Origin of the sequence: Burkholderia sp. AU31652, from assembly GCF_002223155.1 — a bacterium.
GTDB lineage: Bacteria > Pseudomonadota > Gammaproteobacteria > Burkholderiales > Burkholderiaceae > Burkholderia.
In genome coordinates this window covers 96367-116597 of sequence record NZ_NKFG01000001.1, presented here as the reverse complement: position 1 = coordinate 116597, position 20231 = coordinate 96367, and the positions used below count along the sequence as shown (strand labels likewise).

Below are 20231 nucleotides of genomic sequence, written 5' to 3'. Positions count from 1 at the left end.
TTTTCTCATGGCCCGTGGGAAGGGGTACGCAGCGGCAAGGCTAGCCTGCCGGGGCGACATGCGAATCAGGCATTTCCCCTAGGGCCTGTTACCGGCCGGCCGCCGCCAGGTAGGCGAGCAGCACGGCCCGCAGTTCACTGCGCAGCGCGGCGATGTCGAACGCGGGCCCGAGCGTCAGCAACGCCTGCGAAAGGCCGCCGTAGCAGATCGTGTGCGCCATCCGCGCGAGCCCATCGAGCCGCGCGGCCGGCGGCGGATCGGCCGCGTGCGCGAGCGCGTCACGCCACAGCGCGACATACGCGTCGTAATGCCGGCGGTAGGCGGTGAGCGGCGACACTTGCCGCTCCAGCGCGAAGAGTGCGCCCCACAGCGCCGCGTCGGCGCCGATCGCGTCGACCTGCAGGTCGACGAGCGCGGCGGCGAGTTCGGCCCGCGGCGCGCCGTGCAACCGCGCGATGGCATCGCGCAGCCGGTCGGCCATCGCCTGTACGTGCCGGTGGATGCAGAGCGCCGCGAGGCTCTGCTTGTCGCCGAAGTATTCGTAGAAGGTGCCGATGCTCACACCCGCGACCGACGCGATCTCGCGGATCGTCGCCTTCGCGTAGCCGCGTTCGAGCAAAAGCTGAACGAACGCCTGCTGCAGCGCGTCGGAACTCGCCTGTGCGCGCGACTGGCGCGGCCGGCGGCGCAAGGCGGGCGCGGGTTGCGCCGCCGGCTGGCCGGGCGGCGCCGGAACCTGAACATGTCGCGGCGGCATATTTGCTACTCTGGGAATCAGCAGGGAATGCGTTTTACCGGGGGCCGGAGCCGGCGCCGAAGCGTCATCCGTGCGGCATGACGCCGGCCGCCCGCGCAGCATGAGACCGGAGACACCTCGATGACCGAATCGACTCACGCCGTCACGAACCAGTTCGACGAACTGGTCGACTATAACCTCTTCGCGACGGACATCGCGCTGCGCGACGCGCTCGCCCGCGCGGGCGCCGACTGGGCCGTGCCGCAGCTCTACGCCTACGGCGCGCGGCTCGGCAGCGCCGACACCGCGCGCCTCGCCGACGAAGCGAACCACCACACGCCGGAACTGCACACCTTCGACCGGCGCGGCCGGCGCATCGACCGCGTCGACTTCCACCCGGCGTGGCACACGCTGCTCGGCCAGTACCGCCACGAAGGCTTCGTGTCGCTCGCGTTCCGCGACACGCGTCGCGGCCGCTGGGCCGCGACCGCGGCCGGCTTCTACCTGCATGGCCAGATCGAGGCCGGCACGCTGTGCCCGGCGACGATGACGCAGGCCGCGATTCCCGTGCTGCAGAAGGAGCCCGCGCTGTGGGACCTGCTGCGCGACAAGCTCTACAGCAACGACTACGATCCGCGCGACGTGCCGGTCGCCGACAAGCGTTCGATCTGGTTCGGCATGGGCATGACCGAGAAACAGGGCGGCTCCGACGTGCGCGCGAACACGACGCTCGCGACCGCCGTCGGCGCGGGCGGCCGCGGCGGCGAATACCGGCTGCGCGGCCACAAGTGGTTTTTCTCGGCGCCGATGTGCGACGCGCACCTCGTCGTCGCGCGCACCGAAGCCGGCAGCCCGTCGTGCTTCTACGTGCCGCGCTGGCGGCCGGACGGCACGAAGAACGCGGTCGAGATCCAGCGGCTGAAGGACAAGGTCGGCAACCGCAGCAACTCGAGCAGCGAGATCGAGCTGAACGACGCGTGGGGCATCATGCTCGGCGACGAAGGCCGCGGCATTCCGACCATCATCGAGATGGCCACCACCACGCGGCTGAACTGCGTGCTCGGCAGCGCGGCGATGCTGCGTCAGGGCGTCGTGCAGGCGATCGCGTACACGCGCCAGCGCCATGCGTTCGGCCGCGCGCTCGCCGAGCAGCCGCTGATGCGCACCGTGCTCGCCGATCTCGCGCTCGAGAGCGAAGCCGCGCTGTCGCTGTCGATGCGTCTCGCCGACGCGTTCGAGCGCGACGACTCGCCGCGCGAACGCGCATGGAAGCGCATCGTCACGCCCGCGGCGAAATTCTGGGTGTGCAAGCGCGCGGTCGAGTTGACCGGCGAGGTGATGGAAGTGTTCGGCGGCAACGGCTACGTCGACGACGGCCCGATCGCGCGGCTGTTCCGCGAGGCGCCCGTCAACTCGATCTGGGAAGGCTCGGGCAACGTGATGTGCCTCGACGTGCTGCGCGCGATATCGCGCGAGCCCGACGCAGCCGCCGCGCTGTTCGCCGAACTCGCCGATCTCGGCGCGGGCGAACCGCGCATCCGCACGGCGCTCGATGCGCTACGCGCGATGCTCGCGGCGCCGGCCGACACGCTCGAGGCGTCGGGCCGCGTGTTCGCGCAGCGGCTCGCGGTGGTCGCGCAGGCGTGCCTGCTGCGCCGCGATGCGCCGGCGGCCGTGGCCGACGCATTCGTCGCGACGCGGCTCGCCGCGCCCGACTGGGGCCGCATCGCGGGCGGCTTCGATCCGCACGCGATCGACGTCGCCGCGCTGCTGCAGCGCGCGTACCCGGCCTGATGCCCTTTGGATAGCTTGGTAAGGCCCAGCGCCTTCGTTCGCCCGCCCGGAGTCACGATGAACCTCGTCGCCGCCCTCGACCGCGCCGCCCGTGCGACGCCCGACCAGCCGTTCCTCGTCAGCGAATCCGCGACGATCACCTATGCCGCCGCGCGCGAGCGCTCGCACCGCGCGGCAGCCGTGCTGAGCGCGCTCGGCGTCGCGGCCGGCGACCGCGTCGCCGCGATGTGCTTCAACACACCGTCTTTCGTCGACCTGATGTTCGGCGCGTGGCGGCTCGGCGCGACGTTCGTGCCGGTCAACCACAAGCTGCAGGCGCCGGAAGTCGACTACGTGCTCGAACACAGCCGCAGCAAGGCGCTGCTGTTCGACGTGGCGCTCGCGCCGGTGGTCGAACGCCTCGTGCATCCCGCGCGGCGGCTCGTGACCGAAGGCGAACTCGACGGCGTGCCGTGCTTCGACACGCTGTGCGCGACGATGGACGGCCTCGCGGGCATCGAGCCCGCCGACGGCGACATCGCGCAGATCCTCTATACGTCCGGCACGACCGGCCACCCGAAAGGCTGCGTGCACAGCCACCGCACCGTGACGCTCGCGGCGATGCAGGCGGCGCTCGCGACCGGCATCGGCCGCCACGAGCGCACGTTGATGGCGATGCCGATCTGGCATTCGTCGCCGCTCAACAACTGGTTCGGCGGCACGCTATACGCGGGCGGCACCGTCGTGCTGCTGCGCGAATACCATCCGCTGCGGTTCCTGCAGGCCGTCGAGCGCGAGCGCGTGACGCTGTATTTCGGCGCGCCGGTGTCGTACCTGCTGCCGCTCGACACGATCGACGGCTTCGCGGCGTTCGACCTGTCGAGCGTGCGCGCGTGGCTGTACGGCGGCGGCCCGATCGGCCCCGCGCAGGCCGAACGTCTCACGCGCGCGTATCGCAGCAACGCGTTCTTCCAGGTGTACGGCATGACGGAAGCCGGCCCGGCCGGCACCACGCTGTATCCGGACGAGCAGATCGCGAAGGCCGGTTCGATCGGCCGCACCGGCGGCCCGGGCGTCGACCTGCGCGTCGTGCGGATGGACGGCCTCGACGCGCAGCCGGGCGAGACCGGCGAGATCTGGCTGAAGACCGACAGCATGATGCTCGGCTATCTCGACGATGCGGCCGCGACGCGCGCCGCGTTCGCGCCGGACGGCTGGTATCGCACCGGCGACATCGCGCGGATCGATCAGGACGGCTACCTGTTCATCGTCGACCGGCTGAAGGACATGATCGTGACGGGCGGCGAGAACGTCTATTCGAAGGAAGTGGAGGACGTGCTCGGCGCGCATCCGGACATCGCCGAGGCGGCCGTCGTCGGCGTCCCGCATCCCGACTGGGGCGAGACGGTCGTCGCGCACGTGGTGCTGCGCGCGGGCAGCGTGCCTGACGCGGATGCACTGCGCGCGTTCTGCGGCGAGCGGCTGGCCGCGTACAAGATCCCGCGCGAATTCACGTTCGCGCAGGCGCTGCCGCGCACGCCCACGGGCAAGCTGCAGAAGTTCCTGCTGCGGGTGCGCAGGGACTGAGTATCCGCGATTGAGCTAGCGGATTCGCGCACGCGCGGTCAATGCAACAGGCAGAACGGAACAAGTAATAGAAGTTACCAGCTCTGAATCATATTCGTCCGATTGATCGACGTTTCTTATCTGGAATAGCGTCTCTAGGCAGCCATTCCATTTACTGAGACAGGGAAGCCGGATGAAAAACGAACCCAAAGGACCGACCCATCTTTTCGCCACCGTTGGCGCACTCACGGAACGCGGTGGACGCGTCACCACCGCAACCAGCGGCCTGACATTGGCCGGATTGGAAGTCGCCTGCGTCGGCGATGTAGTGACCTACGACGACGGTAGCGAGGCCGCGATTATCGACGGCGCGGGAAACAACCATAGCGGAGGCAAGCCATTCGCGTTAGTGGGCAGCCGGTTGAGCAACGGCGACCGCATTACCGAAACGCTGCGCACTTCGTGGGGCATTCACGCAGGGGATGGGCGATGCGTTTCGGGCCTGTTCGATCCGACCTATGTGCCGCCACCCGCACCGCCTGCCTACAGACTGGCGGTACGTGGCGCGACAACAGCGCGCGGCGGTGCATTACGCGAACCGTCCGGCACATGGGAAGTAGCGCCGCACTTGGGCAAAGCTGCCACGGTGGGCGACCTGATCCTCTATCCCGACGGCTCCACCGCGCGCGTTACGACCGGTCTGGGTTTGGCCGACCGGGCCGACTTCGCGCCGCTCGCCTTCGTTGGCAGCGAACTCGATAACGGCGACACGATCACCGATAGTCCCGAGCGACAAGGCGTGGCGTCGTCCGTTGTATTTGGCATCGTCACCCGCTCGTCCATGCCCCGCTGAGGTAGCGCTCATGATCCGCTACTTTCTTGCCAAAGGCGACCGCGCCGGGGAAGCGGTCATTGTCGAAGGCCTCGACCGCGTGACCTGTTCCAATCCGCCGCCGATGGTTCATATCGCCACGCTGGATATGAAGACCTACTGTTCGGCCTGTAAGCGTGAAGGGTATATCGCACCGCAAGGGCCGCGCTGGCCAGGCACCGGCCCGAACGGCAAACAGTGGGCATTGAGCGGGGATATCAATGTCTGCGGATGCAACCCACCGCCGATCTTCTACGCTGAGCGCGGCATGCGGATGACTTTTACTGCGGGCGAAATTTTGACGCTGGATGGGCGCAAACCTGGTGCAGCCCATCTGCCGTTTGCCTCATCGGATGCCGTACATGACGAGCAATTTACCTTGCTCGATGATGCACACCGCCCGCTCGCCAACGTTCGCTATCGAATCATCACCGACACCGGGCAGATCTTCGCAGGCATCACGGACGCGGCCGGGCAAACAGATCGAATTGCCACCGACGCCGCAGCATCTCTGAAAATCTATACGAAGGGGCATTGACGCGATGAGCGGTTTTTCGGGAAATAAATACGACTTCGAAGCTCAGGAAAACGAAGAATGGGTCCTCGTCCATTCGGGGGCCGTCACCAACACCAATCCGGGGTCCATGGTCTATATATCAATCAACACGATGCCAATTTGCCCCAACATGAGTAACAAGGCGTTCAGATCCCTAATAATGCGACTACGGGACACCGCGGTGATCTTAATTGAGGAACGCATATCGGATCTGGCACGATGGGATAAAATTGCCCGAGATAGAGTGCAATTCTGGTTTGGCCGAAGCGACGAAGCGATACGTCAAAAACTCTGTTTCGGCCTCCCCAGGCTCGCTGCGGCTATGTGCGAACTACAGCCCGAGAAGATCATCAGATGGGACGAACAAAGCCAGCGGCAACTTACATGCTCAGTGGCCCCTGATACTGGCGCAAATGACGCGGCTGTATGCAAGCCCGATTCGGCACGTCGAATAATCGCGATTTACCCGCATTTCTGCACTGTCGAGGATGTTTACGTTGCTGGAAACTGCAAATTGAAAATTCTCATTCACGAATGTTCCCATTACATTGACACATTCGATGCGGACGACGTCAACTATGGGTTTGCTCGAGGGATCGGGTATTGGGCACAAGCCCATCCAGAAGGTGCACATAGGAATGCAGACAGCATTGCATGCTACATCGCGCACTTTGATGACATAAGTGAATTCTTAAAAAAGAATATTTGGTGATTGAATGATAAAATTTCTGATTCCCGTTGCCGCGCTTGCTAGTACCGTTTTTATTCAACACGCAAGCGCTTGTACGATATCGGAACACATGCTCGAAAGCGTGCCTCTGAATTATCCCGGCATTCCAAATACATATCGAATAAAGATAGTCGATATGGTTTTGGCTGCGCGGCAATGGCCCGATGTTGAAGTGCAGGCGCAAATCATCGCCAGCGCATATGTCGGCGAACGCAACTCCTTGAATCTGGCAAAGTCAAGAGGTGACCAGCTGAAAGACTTCCTGATACAGCTTGGCATCAAGCCTCAATATATCTATGTTGACACGCACGTCAATCGAATTACATACCCAATCGATAGCACCGGCCATGGAGGATACTTGCAGCTCGGCGTGAGTCTTCTGCCTTTCTGCAAAAATGGATGTGGAAATTTATGCGATGCTCCGGCGTCTCGCCGACAACAAAACTCACCAAATAATAAACTATGAAATTAATTGCTGGCCTATGCGTCGTCGCGTCTAGCCATGCATCTGCGTGTGTCCCAAGCGAAAATTTCGATATCCATTTTCCGAAAAACAGTTCATATGTATCGAATTCTGAAATCGTCCGCACTGCAAACTGGACAGCAAACCAGAAAATCGCCTACGCACGTCACGTAACCAAGGAAACAACGCTGATTAGCGGCCATGCCGAGGAAAGCGAACAGAGCGCACTGCCCCTTGCACAATCGCGAACGCAAACCGCGTATGCGCTGCTGAAGCAATTCGGTTTTCTACGCGGAACCATTAAGACGAGCGCCCGCGTCTATTCGCATGGGGACGTGGATAATGGGCGGCGTGTGGAAATTTCCTTCCTGCCCGATTGCCCCAACAAGTGCTGTGAAGATAAGTAACCTCGCACTGCCGCCAGTCGCATCGATGAGGCATTGACGTACACACGCGGCGCCCCCCTCGGAACATACCCAAACCGTTGAATCATCGCCGGCAAGAGCCGTATGTACTACCTGGCCGTGCACCGCCAAAGAAAAAGCCACCCGGCCCGACGGCCAGGTGGCTTTTTCGCATGATCGACGGGACGGCGACATGCGCCGCCGCCCGTTCGTCACGTCAAAGGCTGCTTACTTCCCGCCGATGCTCTTCAGCGGCTTCCACTCGCCCTTCTCGACCTTGTACATCGTGATGCCGCCGTTCTTCAGGTCGCCCTTCGCGTCATACGCGACGTGCGTCGACGTCACGCCGGCCATGTCGGTCTTCGCGAGCAGCGGCAGGTACTTCGCCGGATCGGTCGAATCGGCCTTCTTCATCGCGTTGAACAGCGCCATCGCGCCGTCGTACGCGTACGGCGAGTACGTCTGCACGTCTTCGCCGAAGCGCTTCTTGTACTTGTCGGCGTACGTCTTGCCGCCCGGCATTTCTTCCAGCGGGAGACCCGCCAGCGAAGCGATCGTGCCGTCGGCCGCGTTGCCCGCGATCTTCAGGAACGTCGGCGTCTTCACCATTTCGCCGCTCATCAGCGGGGCGGTGATGCCGAGCGCCTTCATCTGCTTGACCATCGGTGCCGCCTGCGAATCCGCGCCGCCGTAGTAGACGAGATCCGGCTTCGCCGCCTTCAGCTTGGTCAGGATCGCCTTGAAGTCGACCGCCTTGTCGTTCGTGAATTCACGGTCGACGATCGATGCGCCGCCGGCCTTCGCGGCCTTCTCGAACTGGTCGGCGAGACCCTGGCCGTAGGCCGTGCGGTCGTCGACGATTGCGATCTTCTTCATGCCGAGATCCTTCGACGCGAACGTGCCGGCCACCGAGCCCTGCTGCGTGTCGGACGTCATCATGCGGAAGGTCGTCTTGTAGCCCTGCTGCGTGTATTCCGGTGCGGTCGCCATCGCGATCTGCGGAATGCCCGCGTTCGCGTAGATGCGCGAAGCCGGAATCGTCGTGCCCGAGTTGAAGTGGCCGAGCATGCCCTTGATGCCGTCGTCGACGAGCTTCTGCGCGACCGTCGTGCCGGTGCGCGGGTCAGCCTGGTCGTCCTGCGTGTCGAGCACGAACTTCACCGGCTTGCCGCCGATCTTCGGGCTCGTCGCGTTGAAATCCTCGATCGCGAGCGCGATCCCGTTCTGCATATCCTTGCCGTAGTGCGCCTGCGCGCCCGTCATCGGCCCTGCGTAACCGATCTTCACGTCATCCGCATGGGCCGTCCCCGCCAGCGACATGACCGCGACAAACGTCGCGCCTGCCAGCTTTTTCATCGTGTGTTGCATAGCATCTCCTTGGTACCAGGGTAAATGGAGCGGCTTCGGGATCGCCTTGCCGCTTCCTATGTTTGATCCGAACGGCAAGGATGATCAGCCGATCGTCATCAAATTCGCATTGCCACCCGCCGCGGCCGTGTTCACGCTCACCGAGCGCTCCGTCAGCAGCCGCTCCAGCGCGTAATCTTCCGCATCGCCGTTCTCGAACGCGCCCACCGACACGCCCTGCACCGACACGATCGGGCCCGGCCGCTGCGCGACGTCCTTCACGAGCGTCTGCAGTTCGTCGCTGTCGCCTTCGAACAGCACCGCGTCGAACGGCGCGTCGGCCTGCTTGCGCACGGTCGCGTGCGCCTTCAGCGATGCCGGCAGCGCGGCCACCAGCGCCTCGCCAGCGGCACCCGCGAACAGCGCGCGGTTACCGGTCGCCAGCACCGCCGCGAACTGCGCGCGCGCACCGCCCGGCGTCGCCGCGACACACAACACCGTGCCGCGCGGGCCGAGTGTATACGTGTTTCGCTCGCCCGTCGGACCGGTCAGCACCGCGGTCGCACCGGCCGGCACCTGAGCCAGATAGCCGTCGCAACGCGCAGCCAGCGCCGGCTCGCGCTGCTCGATCAGCCAGTCGCGCAGCGTCGTGAGCGCCGCCGCCGGGTTGCCGCGTGCGTCGCCTTCCACCGCGCCGTCCGCGATCAGCGCCTGCGCGAGCGAACGCGGCAGGCCCGACGGACGCGTCGCGAGCAGGCGCTGCAGGTACAGCGCGCCGCCGGCCTTCGGGCCCGTGCCCGACAGCCCTTCGCCGCCGAACGGCTGCACGCCGACCACCGCGCCGATCACGTTGCGGTTCACGTAGATGTTGCCGACGTGCGCATTCGAGATCACGTGCGCGATCGTCTCGTCGATCCGCGTGTGGATGCCGAGCGTCAGGCCGTAGCCGGTCGCACGGATCTGTTCCAGCAGCTTGTCGAGCTGGCTGCGGCGATAACGCACGACGTGCAGCACCGGGCCGAACACCTCGCGCTTCAGCTCGTCGATGCTGCCGATCTCGATCAGCGTCGGCGGCACGAACGTGCCGTGCGCGCAGGCCTCGGGCATCGGCAGCTGCGTGACGCCGTGGCCCTTGTCCTTCATCGCCGCGACGTGCGTGTCGATCGTCTGCTTCGCTTCGGCGTCGATCACCGGGCCGACGTCGGTCGACAGCCGGTCGGGGTTGCCGAGCGCCAGCTCGTGCATCGCGCCCTTGAGCATCGTCAGCGTGCGGTCCGCAACGTCGTCCTGCAGACACAGAACGCGCAACGCCGAACACCGTTGACCGGCCGAGTCGAACGACGACTGCATCACGTCCGCGACGACCTGCTCCGCGAGCGCCGACGAGTCGACGATCATCGCGTTCTGGCCGCCCGTTTCGGCGATCAGCGGAATCGGCTTGCCGTCCGGGTCGAGGCGCGCGGACAGCGTCTTGTTGATCAGGCGCGCGACTTCGGTCGAGCCGGTGAACATCACCGCACGCGTACGCGCGTCGGCCACCAGCGCGGCGCCGACGGTTTCGCCCGTGCCCGGCAGCAGTTGCACCGCACCGGCCGGCACGCCGGCCTCGCGCAGCAGGCGCACGGCCTGCGCAGCGATCAGCGGCGTCTGCTCGGCCGGCTTCGCGAGCACCGTGTTGCCGGCGGCGAGTGCCGCGGCGACCTGGCCCATGAAGATCGCGAGCGGGAAGTTCCACGGGCTGATACAGACCACGGGGCCCAGCGGGCGGTGCGTGTCGTTCGAGAATTCGTCGCGGATCTGCGCGGCGTAGTAGCGCAGGAAGTCGACCGCCTCACGAATCTCGGCGATCGCGTTCGGCAGCGACTTGCCGGCTTCGCGCACGATCAGGCCCATCAGCGTGTGCATCTGCGCTTCGAGCAGGTCGGCCGCGCGCACCAGGCAATCGGCACGCGCATCGACCGGCGTCGCCTGCCAGATCGGCGCGGCGGCCACCGCGTGCGCGAGCGCCGCGCTCACGTGTTCGGCCGTCGCTTCGCTGACCGTGCCGACCAGGTCGCGCTGGTCGGCCGGGTTGCGCACGTCGCGGGCCGGCGCGTCGGCGAGCGTGTCGTCGGCGAGCATCGGCGCCGCGCGCCACGGGAAATGCGCACTCGCGAGCAGCGCGGACGACAGCGACGCGAGACGGTGTTCGTTCGACAGGTCGAGGCCCATCGAGTTGGGACGCTCGTCGCCGTACAGGTTGCGCGGCAGCGGGATCTTCGTATGCGGCGCGCCGAGCGGCACGACCTTCGATGCCTCGTCGACCGGATCGGCGACCAGCTCCTTCACCGACACGGTCTTATCCGCGATGCGGTTCACGAACGACGTGTTCGCGCCGTTCTCGAGCAGGCGGCGCACCAGGTACGCGAGCAGCGTCTCGTGCGTGCCGACCGGCGCGTACACGCGGCACGGCCGGTTCAGCTTGTCGCGGCCGGTGACTTCCTCGTACAGCGGCTCGCCCATCCCGTGCAGGCATTGGAATTCGTACTGGCCCGGGTAATAGTTCTGGCCCGCGAGCTGGTAGATCGCGGCCAGCGTGTACGCGTTGTGCGTCGCGAACTGCGGGTACACGGCATCCGGCGCCGCGAGCAGCTTCTTCGCGCACGCGAGGTACGACACGTCCGTGTAGATCTTGCGCGTATAGACCGGATAGCCTTCGAGGCCGTCGACCTGCGCCCGCTTGATCTCGGTATCCCAGTAAGCACCCTTCACGAGGCGGATCATCAGGCGGTGACGGCTGCGGCGCGCGAGATCGATCAGGTAGTCGATCACGAACGGGCAGCGCTTCTGGTAGCCCTGCACGACGAAGCCGATGCCGTTCCAGCCCGCGAGATCCGGATCGAAGCACAGCGCCTCGAGCAGGTCGAGCGACAGTTCGAGGCGGTCGGCCTCTTCGGCGTCGATGTTCAGGCCGATGTCGTAGCGGCGGGCGAGCAGCGCGAGCGCGCGCACGCGCGGCAGCAGCTCGCTCATCGTGCGGTCCTGCTGCGAGCGCGAGTAGCGTGCGTGCAGCGCGGACAGCTTGATCGAGATGCCCGGGCCTTCGTAGATGCCGCGGCCGCCGGCCGCCTTGCCGATCGCGTGGATCGCCTGTTCGTACGACGCGTAGTAGCGCTGCGCGTCCTCTTCGGTCGTCGCCGCTTCGCCGAGCATGTCGTACGAGTAGCGAAAGCCGCGCGCTTCGTACTTGCGGCTGTTCGCCAGTGCTTCGGAAATCGTTTCGCCGGTGACGAACTGCTCGCCCATCAGGCGCATCGCCATGTCGACGCCCTTGCGGATCAGCGGCTCGCCGCCGCGGCCGATCAGGCGCGTCAGCGCCGACGACAGCCCGGCTTCGCTGTTGGTCGTCACGAGCTTGCCGGTGATCATCAGCCCCCACGTGGCCGCGTTCACGAACAGCGACGGCGCGTGGCCGACGTGCGAGCGCCAGTCGCCCTTGCTGATCTTGTCGCGGATCAGCGCATCGCGGGTCGCGCGATCGGGAATGCGCAGCAGCGCTTCGGCGAGGCACATCAGCGCGACGCCTTCCTGGCTCGACAGCGAGAACTCGTGGATCAGCCCTTCGACGCCGCCGCCCGAGCTCTTCTCGCGTAGCGCCTCGACGAGCTTCGTCGCGAGCGCCTGCACGTCCGCCTGCAGGTTCGCGGGCAGGCGCGCCTGGCCGAGCAGGAACGGCACGCATTCCGGCTCGGGGCGGCGGTACGCCGCCGTGATCGCCGCGCGCAGCACCGATTGCGGTTGCACGTTCTGCGCGAACTCGAGGAACGGATGCGGCGAGTTGTCGTCGTCGCCGTCCGTGGATTGACCGTCGGCGAGCTCCGTCACGCCGCTGTGGCCCGACAGCTCGGGCGGCAACTGGCCGTGCTCGATCCGCTCGAGATACGCGAAGATCGCCTGCTTGATCAGCCAGTGGGGAGTGCGCTCGAGACGCGCGGCGGCGTCCTTGAGGCGCGAGCGGAGAAGGTCGTCGACTTTGACGCCGAGAGTCGTGCTTGCCATGGTGGGTTCGTGCGCCGGTGCGAGCCCGGCAATGTGGTGTGAGAGGATGCGCGAAATCCTACGGCACGCAATAAAAAGGTGCAACCAAATTACGAGACAGGTTGCACCCAGAGGTTACTCAATATAATCAGCCACTTATGCGGTTGCAACCTAGGAGTTGCCCGTGGTCGGAGGATCGGTGTTTTCCCTGAGCGGGCCGGTTTGACGGGCGTGCGCAACCTTCCGCGCGGGTCGCGGCGGACGAAAACGGGTTGCACTGGGTGCGGCGGAAGGCGGGACGCCCGGGCGCGGCCGGGCGGCAAGAGACGATTCAGGGGTACCCGGCCCGGTGGCCGGGGGTGCAACGCAGCGGTACGCGGCCCGGCAGCCGCATGCCGCGCCGCTCAGATATCCAGCGGATCGACCTCGACGCTCCACCGCAACACGCCTTTCAACGCGCGCAGCTCCGGCTGCCATGCGCGCAGCGCATGCTGCAGCGCCGCCCGCGATGCGCTTTCGAGCAGCAACTGCGCGCGATGCACGTTCGCGACCTTGACGATCGTCATCGGCACCGCGTCGTAGACGGTCACGCGATCGGCGCCCGGCAGCCCCGGCAACGCGGCCGCGGCTTGCAGCAGGAACGCGAGCGCGGCGTCCAGCGTGCGCCCTTCGGCGCGCAGCAGCGCCTGGTAGACGAACGGCGGCAGGTGCGCGTCGCGGCGCTCGCCGAGCGTCGAATTCGCGAAGCCGACGTAGTCCTGCCGCCCGAGCGCGTGGTACAGCGCGTGGCGCGGGTAACGCGTCTGCACGAGTACTTCGCCCGGCAGCCCGGCGCGGCCCGCGCGGCCGCTCACCTGCATCAGCTGCGCGAACAGCCGTTCGCTCGCGCGGAAGTCGTGCGAGAACAGCGCGGTATCGGCATTGAGCACGCCGACGAGCGACACGCGCTGGAAGTCGTGCCCCTTCGCGATCATCTGCGTGCCGACGAGGATATCGACCTCACCCGCGTGCACATCGGAAAAGAGCGCCTGTGCGCTGCCCTTGCGGCGCGTGCTGTCCGCGTCGATCCGCAGCACGCGCGCGCCCGGCACGGCCTCGGCGAGCGCCTCCTCGATGCGCTGCGTGCCGCGCCCGAGCGGCGCGATGTCCACGTTCCCGCACTCGGGACACGACCGCGGAATGCGCGATTCCCAGCCGCAGTGATGGCAGCGCAACGCGTGCTCGGGCTTGTGCAGCACGACGTACGCGCTGCAGCGCGGGCAGCCGGCGACCCAGCCGCAGGCGTCGCACGCGAGCTGCGGCGCATAACCGCGCCGGTTCAGGAACACGAGGCTCTGTTCGCCGCGCTCGAGCCGCGCCTTCAGCGCCGCGACGAGCGGCCCGGACAGCCCGCCCATCGACGCGCGCCCGCGCCGCCGTTCCTCTTCGAGATCGATCAGCCGCACGGTCGGCAGCGTCGCGTCGGCCACCGCGCGGCGCGACAGCGTGAGCCGCGTGTAACGGCCCTGCTCGGCCTGCCACCAGCTTTCGAGCGACGGCGTCGCCGAGCCGAGCACGACCGTGATGCCGAGCTGCTTCGCCCGCCATACGGCGAGGTCGCGCGCCGAATAGCGCAGCCCTTCCTGCTGCTTGTACGCGGGCTCGTGCTCTTCATCGACGACGATCAGCGCGAGCGTCGGCATCGACGCGAGCACCGCGAGGCGCGTACCGAGCACGATCCGCGCGCGGCCCGTATGCGCGGCGAGCCAGTTGCGCGCACGCTCGCCCTCGGCGAGCCCGCTGTGCAGCGTGACGATCGCGTCGTCGGCGAGCGCCCCCGCGAAGCGCGCGCGAAACGCGGCCTCGAACTGCGGCGTCAGGTTGATTTCGGGAACGAGCACGAGCGCCTGCGCATCCGGTCGCGCGTCGAGCAACGACGCGAGCGCATGCAGATAGACCTCGGTCTTGCCGCTGCCCGTCACGCCGTGCAGCAGGAACGGCGCGAAGCCCTGCGCGGCGCGGATCGCGTCGAGCGCCTCGGCCTGCTGGTCCGTGAGCGCCGGCGGCACAGTTCGTCCACCGGCTGCCAACAGGTTATCCACAGCTTTGGGCACAGGCGCATCGGCCCAGCCGATCTCCTCGACGTCGACCCAGCCGCGCGCCGCCCAGTCGTCAAGCGTGGCCGCCGCCTTCGGGTGCAGTGCGCGCGCCTCGGGCAGCGCCAGCGAGCCGCTGTCGACCAGCGCCTGCGCGAGCCGACGCAGCGCGGCGCCGCGCGCGGGCAATGCATCGGGCAGCGCCGCGCGGCCCGCTTCCGTCGGCCGGTAACGCACCTCGGGCGCGAGCAGCCGCCCCCAGCGCCCGGCATCGCGCAGCGCCTGCGGCAGCGCCGGCAACGCGACCTCGCCACGCCCGCGCTGGTAATAATCCGCGGCGAACGACACGAGCGCGAGCCAGTCCGGCGACAACGGCGGCAGGTCGGTGCAGATTGCGTCGACCGCACGCAGCCGCGACGGCGGCACGTCAGTGTGAGTCGTCACTTCGCAGACGAGCCCGACGGCCTGCCGCTTGCCGAACGGCACCTGCACGAGCGTGCCGGGCCCGGGCGCCGGTTGCGCGTCGCAGCGGTAATCGAACAGGGTGGCGAGCGGATGGTCGAGCGCGACGCGCAGATAGGTGCCGCTCATCCCGGCGCTCCGGTGGCGGGATGCGCCGCATGGGCATGGACGGCCGACATCCGCGCCCGCCTCGGGGCAGCGAACTTAAAGTAAAACTTCAGTTTCGGCGCTAAGTTTTGGATTCGCATTAGGAATCGCCGTATACCCTGCCCAGCCTGTGGATAACTTTGTTGAGAACTCGCCGCTCAATGGCCGCAACGCGCGCGGGGCCGCGCTTTCCGCTGATTTTCACCGCTTGCCACGGTGCCCCGCGGAGCCTTATGCCATAAGGCTGCTATTCAAATTACCGAACCATAGCGAGACAGATTGACCGATACAGGGCTCTACCGCGCTGCAACGTGGAAAATGTGTATAAGTCAAGTCTTGACAAGCACTGAATCGGCAACCGGTGCGGGGTTGCGCCCTGTTTAGTGCCAATAGCGAAACGCTGTCACGCCGCAGTGCAGCATGACAGCGCTTGCGTTCAGCCGGCGGCTCCGCTACGGATCGCGCGGCTGTGGCGATGCACTTCGTCGACGAGTTCGGCGACGTGATCGGGCGACGTGAATTGCGAAATGCCGTGCCCGAGGTTGAATACGTGGCCCGGATGGTTGCCATAGCTGTCGAGCACCGCACGCGCCTGCTCGCGCACCGCGGCCGGCGGCGCAAACAGGATCGTCGGGTCGAGGTTGCCCTGCAGCGCGACCTTGCCCGCAACGCGCTCGCGCGCCTGGCCGAGGTTGACCGTCCAGTCGAGCCCCACCGCGTCGACGCCGGTCGCCGCGATCTCCTCGAGCCACAGCCCGCCGCCCTTCGTGAACGTGATCACCGGCACGCGTTCGCCGTCGTGCTCGCGCTTGAGCTGCGACACCACGCGGCGGATGTAGTCCAGCGAGAAGCGCTGGTACGCGCCGTCCGCCAGCGCACCGCCCCACGTATCGAAGATCATCACGGCCTGCGCGCCCGCTTCGATCTGCGCGTTCAGGTACGCGGCCACCGCCTGCGCGTTCACGTCGAGGATCCGGTGCATCAGGTCGGGGCGCGAATACGCCATCGACTTTACCGTGCGGAAGTCGTCCGACCCGCCGCCTTCGACCATGTAGCACGCGAGCGTCCACGGGCTGCCCGAAAAACCGATCAGCGGCACACGCTGGCGGCCCTGGCCGTCGGTCAGCGCGCGACGGATCTCGCGCACGGCGCCCGTCACGTAGCCGAGCGTTTCCTCGATGTCCGGCACCGCGAGCTTCGCGACGTCGGCCTCGGTACGCACCGGATGCGCGAACTTCGGCCCTTCGCCCACCTGGAAGTCGAGGCCGAGCCCCATCGCGTCCGGAATCGTCAGGATGTCCGAGAACAGGATCGCGGCGTCGAGCGGAAAGCGCTCGAGCGGCTGCAGCGTCACTTCGGTCGCGTAGTCGGGATGCTTCGCGAGACCGAGGAAGCTGCCGGCGCGGGCGCGCGTCGCGTTGTATTCGGGCAGGTAGCGGCCGGCCTGGCGCATCAGCCAGATCGGCGTGTAGTCGGTCGGCTCGCGCAGAAGCGCACGCAGGAAGGTGTCGTTGAGCAGGGTATGGGCCACGGTAGGAGCGACGATGCGAGGGCAAAGCGGCATTTTACCGGACAGCCGCCCTCACGCTGCGCATGCCGACGCGATGGCGGCCATATGACGCGCGCGATGGCTCCGTTATGATCGGACGCTCATATCGAACGAAACGAAGGAGGAGACCGATGAAGACATTCGCCACGCTCGCCTCGGCCGCGCTGCTTTGCTGCGCCGCCGCGCACGCGCAGACCGGCGCGCTCGCCGCTGCCGCCGCACCGGGCGCCGGCTCGCGGCTCGACGACGTGCTCGCACGCGGCACGCTGCGCGTGTGCACGACGGGCGACTACAAGCCGTATTCGTACTACCGCGCGGACGGCCGCTTCGAGGGCATCGACATCGACATGGCCGAATCGCTCGCGAAGTCGCTCGGCGTGAAGACCGACTACATGAAGACGAGCTGGCCGAACCTGACCGGCGACTTCGTCGCGAAATGCGACATCGCGGTGGGTGGCATGTCGACCACGCTCGAGCGCCAGAAGCGCGTGTTCTTCACGCAGCCGTACGTGGTCGACGGCAAGACGCCGATCGTGCGCTGCGCGGACGTCGACAAATACCAGACCGTCGCGCTGATCGACCGGCCGGAAACGCGCGTGATCGTGAACCCGGGCGGCACCAACGAGCGTTTCGCGAAGCAGTATTTCACGCACGCGAACCTCACCGTCTATCCGGACAACGTAACGATCTTCAAGCAGATCCTCGCCGGCAAGGCGGACGTGATGGTGACGGATGCATCCGAGACGCAGCTGCAGCAAAAGCTGAATCCCGGCCTGTGCTCGGTGCATCCGGACAAGCCGTTCCAGTTCGGCGAGAAGGCGTACATGGTGCCGCGCGGCGACGTCGCGTTCCAGCAGTACGTCGATCAGTGGCTGCATCTCGCGCTGTCGACCGGCGAATACCAGGCGATTTCGGATAAATGGCTGAAGTAAGCAAGCTCGTGCGTGGCGGCCGATAGCGGGCACCGACCGCGCATCAGCCGCCTGCAAAAGTCGCTGCGCGGCGGTGGCCCCATCATCGCCGTTACACTTCGCTGCAGCGTGCCGACGCCCGGAAAATCGGCGCGAAGCCACCGAATTGGCCGAACGGCCGACTTCCGCGCCTGCCAATCACGTTTCAAAATCTTTCTGACGAATGAATCGTCATGCGCGGTATCGGCCGGACGGCGCATTTTCTCGCGTGCAAATCGGCAATTCGTCGCGCCTGATACGCATGAAAAACGCATCGTGCGCATGTGCTGAAAACGCTGCGGAAAATATGGGTAAAAATGACCTTTTTCGACCCCTCAAAAACAGCAAAAAATCCCGGAAAGCCTTATCTGGCGGGCGTTACAACCTGAAACACTTTGTTACCGCGACGGGTCATTAATTCGCCCACAATGGCCTCAACGGTTTCAACACGGATGCGGTCTCGTGTGCCAAGTGTGAGCGGACGCGAAGCGCTGCGAGCCAGTCGGTCACGTACCGAAGCCCTTCCGAGGGGCATCCCTGTTGGAGTCGTTTCCGGCCCCCCGCCGGACTCGGTTTCATCTTTGGTCTCCTCGCGCTAACCCCGTAGCGTGTGGTTTTTAGCGGGCTAATAAGCCCGCTTTTTTTCGTCCATCGAAAACGCAACGGCCCGCAGGCCGCCGCGTTTTTCCCGCCGTCATGCCGCGCTAGGCGGTCTTCTGCACGTCGAGCTTCAGCTCCTCGATCATCCGGTCGCGCATCACGAACTTCTGCACCTTGCCCGTGACCGTCATCGGCAGCTCGTCGACGAAGCGAATGTAGCGCGGGATCTTGTAGTGCGCGATCTGCCCGTTGCAGAACGCACGCACGTCGTCCTCCGTCATCTGCTCGTCCGCGCGCAGCACGATCCACGCGCACAGCTCCTCGCCGTACTTCGCATCGGGCACGCCGAATACCTGCGCGCTCTGAATCTTCGGATGCCGAAACAGGAATTCCTCGATCTCGCGCGGATAGACGTTCTCGCCGCCGCGAATCACCATGTCCTTCAGCCGGCCGACAATGTTGCAGTAGCCGTCCGCATCGAGCGTCGCGAGGTCGCCCGTATGCATCCACCCGTCCACCAGCACCTCGCGCGTCTTGGCGTCGTCGTCCCAGTAGCCGAGCATCACCGAATAGCCCTTCGTGCACAGCTCGCCCGTCACGCCGACCGGCACTATGGCGCCGCTCGGATCGACGATCTTCACTTCCAGATGCGGCTGGATGCGTCCGACCGTCGTCGTGCGCTTCTCGAGCGGATCGTCGGTCGAGCTCTGGAACGACACGGGGCTCGTTTCCGTCATCCCGTACGCGATCGTGATCTCCGACAGGTGCATCTGCGACACGACGCGCTTCATCGTCTCGATCGGGCACGGCGAGCCGGCCATGATCCCGGTGCGCAGCGTCGACAGGTCGAATTTCGCGAACTCGGGGTGATCGAGCTCGGCGATGAACATCGTCGGCACGCCGTGCAGCGCGGTGCAACGCTCGTCGGCCACCGCCGCGAGCGTCGCGACCGGGTCGAACGCTTCGCCGGGGAACACCATCGTTGCGCCCTTCGACACGCATGCGAGCACCGCGAGCACCATCCCGAAGCAGTGATACAGCGGCACCGGGATGCACAGCGTGTCCTGCTCGGTGAAACGCATCGCTGTCGCGATCGAGCGCCCGTTGTTGACGACGTTGCGGTGGGTGAGCGTCGCGCCCTTCGGGCTGCCGGTCGTGCCGCTGGTGAACTGGATGTTGATCGGCTCGCCGGCCGAGAGCGTCGCGCCGATCGCATCGAGCAATGCGGGATCGACGGCCTGGCGGCCGCGCGCCATCAGGTCCGCGAAGCGGAACATGCCGGCCGGCGCGACGTCGCCCATCGACACGACCGTGCGCAGGCTCGGCACGCGCGCTGCATGGAGATCGCCCGGCGTCGCGGTCGCGAGCTCCGGCGCGATGGTCTGCAGCATCTCGACGTACGCGGACGTCTTGAAGCGCTCGGCGGCGATCACGGCCTTGCAGCCGACCTTGTTCAGCGCGTATTCGAGCTCCGACAGCCGGTAGGCCGGATTGATGTTGACGAGCACCGCGCCGATCCGCGCGGTCGCGAACTGCGTGAGCAGCCATTCGCTGCGGTTCGGCGACCAGATGCCGACGCGATCGCCCTTCACGATGCCGAGCGCGGCCAGGCCCGCGGCCAGCACGTCGACCTCGTTCGCGAACTCGCGCCAGGTCCAGCGCACCTGCTGCTCGCGGAACACGACGGCCGGACGATCGGGAAAGCGCCCGGCCGTGTCGAGCAGGAACCGGCCGATCGTCGCTTCGGAGAGCGGCACATCGGTCGTGCCGCGCACATACGACAAGCCGTTTTCGGGCGCGATCAGCGCGCCCACGCCAAGGTCTGCTGCCATGAATGTCTCCGTCCTTTTTGTCTGATCGGCCTGCGCGCTTCCTGCGCCCGCCTCCGCCGCGCACTCGCGACGAATGGCCTCAACCCGGATGATGACGCGCGCGGCTGACGATACTCTGACAGCAAATCACGGCGAACGGATGAAATAGCACGA

The 20231-nt window shown here is 66.2% G+C and carries 14 protein-coding genes; 8 read left to right on the top strand and 6 right to left on the bottom strand.

Translation table 11 applies throughout. The features are described 5' to 3' along the window. Positions 1 to 88: 88 nt before the first annotated feature. Positions 89 to 757 carry a TetR/AcrR family transcriptional regulator gene (locus CFB40_RS00555; protein WP_089424165.1) on the bottom strand — a complete coding sequence of 223 codons (669 nt, stop codon included), beginning with the start codon at positions 755 to 757 and terminating at the stop codon, positions 89 to 91. Positions 758 to 877: 120 nt separating this feature from the next. Between CFB40_RS00555 and CFB40_RS00550 the strand changes: the two genes are divergently transcribed. The 7 genes from CFB40_RS00550 (at position 878) to CFB40_RS00525 (ending at position 7102) form a co-directional block, all read left to right on the top strand. Continuing rightward, complete coding sequence (locus tag CFB40_RS00550; protein WP_089430412.1) at positions 878 to 2530, top strand: acyl-CoA dehydrogenase family protein; 1653 nt, start codon at positions 878 to 880, stop codon at positions 2528 to 2530. Positions 2531 to 2587: 57 nt separating this feature from the next. Continuing rightward, the gene (locus tag CFB40_RS00545; RefSeq protein ID WP_089430411.1) at positions 2588 to 4096 is read left to right on the top strand and encodes a class I adenylate-forming enzyme family protein; all 1509 of its coding nucleotides are present in this window, start codon (positions 2588 to 2590) and stop codon (positions 4094 to 4096) included. A gap of 172 nt (positions 4097 to 4268) precedes the next feature. Then, entirely contained in the window at positions 4269 to 4928 is a 660-nt protein-coding gene (locus tag CFB40_RS00540) for a PAAR domain-containing protein (protein WP_089430410.1), read from the top strand. A 10-nt stretch (positions 4929 to 4938) separates the two neighbouring features. Further along, the gene (locus CFB40_RS00535; RefSeq protein ID WP_089424161.1) at positions 4939 to 5484 is read left to right on the top strand and encodes a hypothetical protein; all 546 of its coding nucleotides are present in this window, start codon (positions 4939 to 4941) and stop codon (positions 5482 to 5484) included. A gap of 4 nt (positions 5485 to 5488) precedes the next feature. Continuing rightward, positions 5489 to 6214 (top strand): M35 family metallo-endopeptidase, encoded by a 726-nt coding sequence (locus CFB40_RS00530; RefSeq protein ID WP_089424160.1) that lies wholly within the window; start codon positions 5489 to 5491, stop codon positions 6212 to 6214. An 88-nt stretch (positions 6215 to 6302) separates the two neighbouring features. Beyond that, positions 6303 to 6698 (top strand): hypothetical protein, encoded by a 396-nt coding sequence (locus CFB40_RS37710; protein ID WP_143329798.1) that lies wholly within the window; start codon positions 6303 to 6305, stop codon positions 6696 to 6698. Continuing rightward, on the top strand, positions 6695 to 7102 hold the full coding sequence (locus CFB40_RS00525) for a hypothetical protein (RefSeq protein WP_089430409.1): 408 nt from the start codon (positions 6695 to 6697) through the stop codon (positions 7100 to 7102). The genes CFB40_RS37710 and CFB40_RS00525 overlap by 4 nt, the downstream gene beginning before the upstream one ends. 225 nt (positions 7103 to 7327) lie before the next feature. Here the strand turns inward: CFB40_RS00525 and CFB40_RS00520 are convergent, their stop codons facing one another. From CFB40_RS00520 to hemE, 4 genes are all read right to left on the bottom strand, one after another. Further along, positions 7328 to 8467 carry a branched-chain amino acid ABC transporter substrate-binding protein gene (locus tag CFB40_RS00520; RefSeq protein ID WP_089424158.1) on the bottom strand — a complete coding sequence of 380 codons (1140 nt, stop codon included), beginning with the start codon at positions 8465 to 8467 and terminating at the stop codon, positions 7328 to 7330. 84 nt (positions 8468 to 8551) lie between these two features. Next, positions 8552 to 12484, bottom strand: a complete 3933-nt coding sequence (gene putA, locus CFB40_RS00515; RefSeq protein ID WP_089424157.1) for a trifunctional transcriptional regulator/proline dehydrogenase/L-glutamate gamma-semialdehyde dehydrogenase — start codon at positions 12482 to 12484, stop codon at positions 8552 to 8554. Positions 12485 to 12867: 383 nt separating this feature from the next. Beyond that, a complete protein-coding gene (locus CFB40_RS00510; RefSeq protein WP_089430408.1) occupies positions 12868 to 15129 on the bottom strand; it encodes a primosomal protein N' in 2262 nt (753 codons plus the stop codon). A gap of 454 nt (positions 15130 to 15583) precedes the next feature. Continuing rightward, on the bottom strand, positions 15584 to 16678 hold the full coding sequence (gene hemE / locus CFB40_RS00505) for a uroporphyrinogen decarboxylase (protein WP_278190121.1): 1095 nt from the start codon (positions 16676 to 16678) through the stop codon (positions 15584 to 15586). A gap of 149 nt (positions 16679 to 16827) precedes the next feature. Here hemE and CFB40_RS00500 point away from each other — a divergent pair, with 149 nt between their 5' ends. Further along, complete coding sequence (locus tag CFB40_RS00500; protein ID WP_089430407.1) at positions 16828 to 17628, top strand: transporter substrate-binding domain-containing protein; 801 nt, start codon at positions 16828 to 16830, stop codon at positions 17626 to 17628. Positions 17629 to 18350: 722 nt separating this feature from the next. Here CFB40_RS00500 and CFB40_RS00490 read toward each other — a convergent pair. Further along, complete coding sequence (locus CFB40_RS00490; RefSeq protein WP_089430406.1) at positions 18351 to 20078, bottom strand: AMP-binding protein; 1728 nt, start codon at positions 20076 to 20078, stop codon at positions 18351 to 18353. Positions 20079 to 20231 lie beyond the last annotated feature (153 nt).